Raw genomic sequence first — 3,284 nt, forward strand, 5'->3', positions numbered from 1 at the left:
TTCCCGGAGAGTCGCCCGAAGGGGCGCTCCACGAGCCGTCCTGAAAGGCGTCCGGGGAAAGGCGTCCGGAAGAGGCCGCGCCCCCACGGTCGGGACACCGACCGTTCACGCACGTCCCGGGACGGAGCGTGCACGGCCCCGGGAACCGGACACGCCCCGCCCGCCCTGCGGCCCGGGAGGGGTCACGCGGGCACGTGGGCCGGAGTCGTCCCCGCGGAGCGGACCGGCCGGACCGGGGAGGCCGCCCTCGCGGCCACCGGGCTCCACCGCACGAGGGCCAGACCGACGCTCATGCCGCCGCCGAACCCCGCGAGCAGGACGAGGTCGTCCCGTTCGAGCAGTCCGGCGCGGTGCACCGTGTCCAGCGCGACGGGCACCGATCCCGAACCCGTGTTGCCGTGGGTCTGCACGGTCAGGTGCAGGTGGGCGCTGCCCAGGCCCAGCGACGGCCAGACGTCCTCGAGCATGGCGCCGTTGGCCTGGTGGGGCACGAAGTGGCGGATCTCCTCCCGGTCCACTCCCAAGCCGTCGAGCATCCGGTGGACCGCCTCGGGCAGCCGCCGGGTGACGTACTCGCGCACGCCGCGGCCCTCCATCGTGAAGAAGTGCCCGCCCTGCCCCAGGGTCTCCGCGGAGGCGGGCAGGCGCGAGCCCCCGGCCGGAACCCTGATCAGGTGGTGGTGGTCCCCGTCGGTGAGCAGTTGCGTCCCCATGACGCCGCCGCGGTCGTGCGAGGGCCCCAGCAGGACCGCGCCCGCGCCGTCGCCGAACAGGACCGCCGTCCTGCGGTCGCCGTAGTCGAGGATCCGGGAGTAGATGTCCGCGCCGACGACCAGCGCGTAGGCCTCCCCGCGCGGCCGCAGCAGGTGCTCGGCCACGGAGAGGGCGTAGACGAACCCGCTGCACACGGCGTTGACGTCGAACGCCGCCGCGGACCGCGCCCCGAGCAGGTGCTGGGTGATGCTGGCCGTCGCGGGCTGAGGGTGGTCCGGGGTGGACGTGGCGACGATGACGTAGGCAAGGCGGTCCGCGGAGACGCCCGCCTGCGCCAGGGCCCGGCGGCCGGCCGCCGCGGCGAGGTCGGAGGTGGCCTGGTCGGGGGCGGCGCGTCGGCGCTCGCGGATCCCCGTCTTGCGGCGGATCCACTCGTCGGTGACACCGGCGGTGCGGGCGATCGGCTCGTTGCCGACCACTTCGTCCGGCAGGTACGAGCCCGTGCCGAGGATGGCGATGGTCATCGTGCTCTCTCCTTCTTGCTGGTCTGCGGGGAGGGCCCGGGTCCGCCTCCGCACCGCGCGGAGGCGCTCCCGGGCCGGCGTCAGGCGTCCACCGACGGGAGGGGCGGGGCTCCCTCCGGAGCGCCGGGGCCCGGGCCGCCGGAGCGGAGGCGTCCCCACCCGTTGGCCTCGGCGTGCGCAGTGAGCGTCGCGTCCTCGCCGACGGCGACCGGGACTCCCACGGCCGACAGCAGGGCGAGGTCGCTGGAGTGGTCTCCGTAGGCGGTGCACGAGGACAGGGGTACGCCCCTCACCGCCGCGGCGGCCCTGGCCGCGGTCTCCTTCGTCGCTCCGATCACCGGGACGAGGACCTCACCGGTCAGGCACCCGCCGCGGACGACCGGCCGTGTGCCCAGTGCCCAGTGGGCTCCGGCCTCCTCCGCGATCGGGTCCAGGCAGGCGAAGAAGGAACCCGAGAGCAGGACGACCAGGTCGCCCTCGGCCCGGTGTCGGCGCAGGCGCTCCAGCACCGGCGTGTGCCAGAAGCCCGGCACGCGCGCGGCCTCGGAGAACCACGCCCGGCCCTCGGCGCGCAGCCCCTCGACGGATTCGCCCGCCATGATGCGGTAGTAGAGGCGGTTGACGTCCTGGCGGGGCGCGCCCCGGGCGGCCGCCGCCCTGAGGTGGGCCACGGCCCGCTCGTAGGAGCCGGACGGCCTGGAGCCGTTCCCGAGGTGGAACTCCAGGAACGAGAACATGCTCTTCGGTCCGATGAGCGTCTCGTCCACGTCGAAGAACGCGATCCCGCGCCCCCGGGGACCCGGGGTGCGCGCTCCGCTCGGAAGGGTCATGGCTTCTCCTGTCTCAGGGGTCGGTACGGTCCGCTTCACACGGGGAGGCGGACCAGGCCGACCTCGATCCGGCAGATCGACGCGCCCCTCTGGAGCACGTCCACCTCGACGGAGGCCGGGGCGGGTTCCGGGCCGGCGGTGGGCGCGGGGAACTCCACGATTCCGCCCTGCGTGTAGTAGACGCCGTCCTCCTCGGCCCCCTCCGCTCCCGCCGGAGCGGTGACGGCCCGCATCTCGGTCCGGGGCTCCAGTTCGCCGAAGCTGGTGAAGGTGGCGGTGATCTCGGTCGGGTAGGCCTTGGCCGGCGATGTGCCCCGGACCTCCAGGAGCGTGTTCAGGGCCAACTGGCGCCCGGCCTCGATCAGGACCATGCCCGGCAGGTGGTCCTGGGCGTGGTCGAACAGGCTCGGGTGCTGGGGCAGCACGCGCAGGGAGGCCGACACGGTCTCCCCGGCCCCCGCGAGTCCGGTCAGGACCACGTTGTCGCCGTTCGACCGGCCGACGAGGTAGGGGGCGGGGACCTCCCCGCCGACGGTGAATTCGAATGTCTCCGTGGAGGGGACCGGCTCGCCGGAGCGGTTGCTCAGACGCAGCGCCTCGTAGCCCGCCGGGGACTTGAACCGCAGCCCGACGACGGCGTTGCCGACCTCCGTGCCGCCGACGAAGAGTCGGAACCTGGCGTCGTAGCCGACCACGCGTCCTTCCTTGACCCTCTTGTCCCCGACTGAGCAGAGCATGCGGAGTGCGCACGGAGCCGTCCCCACCGTCATCAGTTCGGGGCGCGTGATGGTGACGCCCAAGGTGGTGAGCACGAACTTGTGGTCGAAGGGGACGCCGTAGTGGGTGTGCGCGATGGCCAGCCCCACCTGTCGGCACGCTTCGAGCAGCAGCACGGGGTCGTGGCGGCGGGGGCGGAGCAGGTGGTCGCCGTAGTAGGCGTGCGAGCGGGGGAGCTGGGCGGCGGCCGCGTGGGCGTCCCCGCCGAGGGGCTGGGTGTCGGTGACGAAGACCTCCGCCAACGACTCCCGGTGGACGACGGTGCGGTCAACGGTCCGCTCGTAGTCCAGGGCCGGGCCCTCCGGGTCGGCGGTCACGGTGTCGGTGGCGCCGTTGAGGAGGTCGTGCACGGGCATCTGCATGGTCTGTCTCACATTCCTCGGGCTTGTGGTCCTGATCTGGGGGCCGCAGCGGGGAGCGTCTCCCGCGGTACGGCGGG

General features: G+C 73.8%; 3 protein-coding genes. All 3 read right to left on the reverse strand.

Annotated elements, in window-relative coordinates; genetic code table 11:
* Nucleotides 1–182 precede the first annotated feature (182 nt).
* Nucleotides 183–1,238, reverse strand: coding sequence for a 3-oxoacyl-ACP synthase III family protein (locus ABD54_RS26105; RefSeq protein WP_047872207.1), 1,056 nt, complete (start codon nucleotides 1,236–1,238; stop codon nucleotides 183–185).
* An 80-nt stretch (nucleotides 1,239–1,318) separates the two neighbouring features.
* Entirely contained in the window at nucleotides 1,319–2,068 is a 750-nt protein-coding gene (locus ABD54_RS26110) for an HAD family phosphatase (RefSeq protein ID WP_047872208.1), read from the reverse strand.
* Nucleotides 2,069–2,103: 35 nt separating this feature from the next.
* Nucleotides 2,104–3,219, reverse strand: a complete 1,116-nt coding sequence (locus ABD54_RS26115) for a ScbA/BarX family gamma-butyrolactone biosynthesis protein (protein WP_235432208.1) — start codon at nucleotides 3,217–3,219, stop codon at nucleotides 2,104–2,106.
* Nucleotides 3,220–3,284: the final 65 nt, after the last annotated feature.

The sequence above is a fragment of the Nocardiopsis sp. RV163 genome (assembly GCF_001029525.1).
In the GTDB taxonomy this organism is placed as follows: Bacteria; Actinomycetota; Actinomycetes; order Streptosporangiales; family Streptosporangiaceae; genus Nocardiopsis; species Nocardiopsis dassonvillei.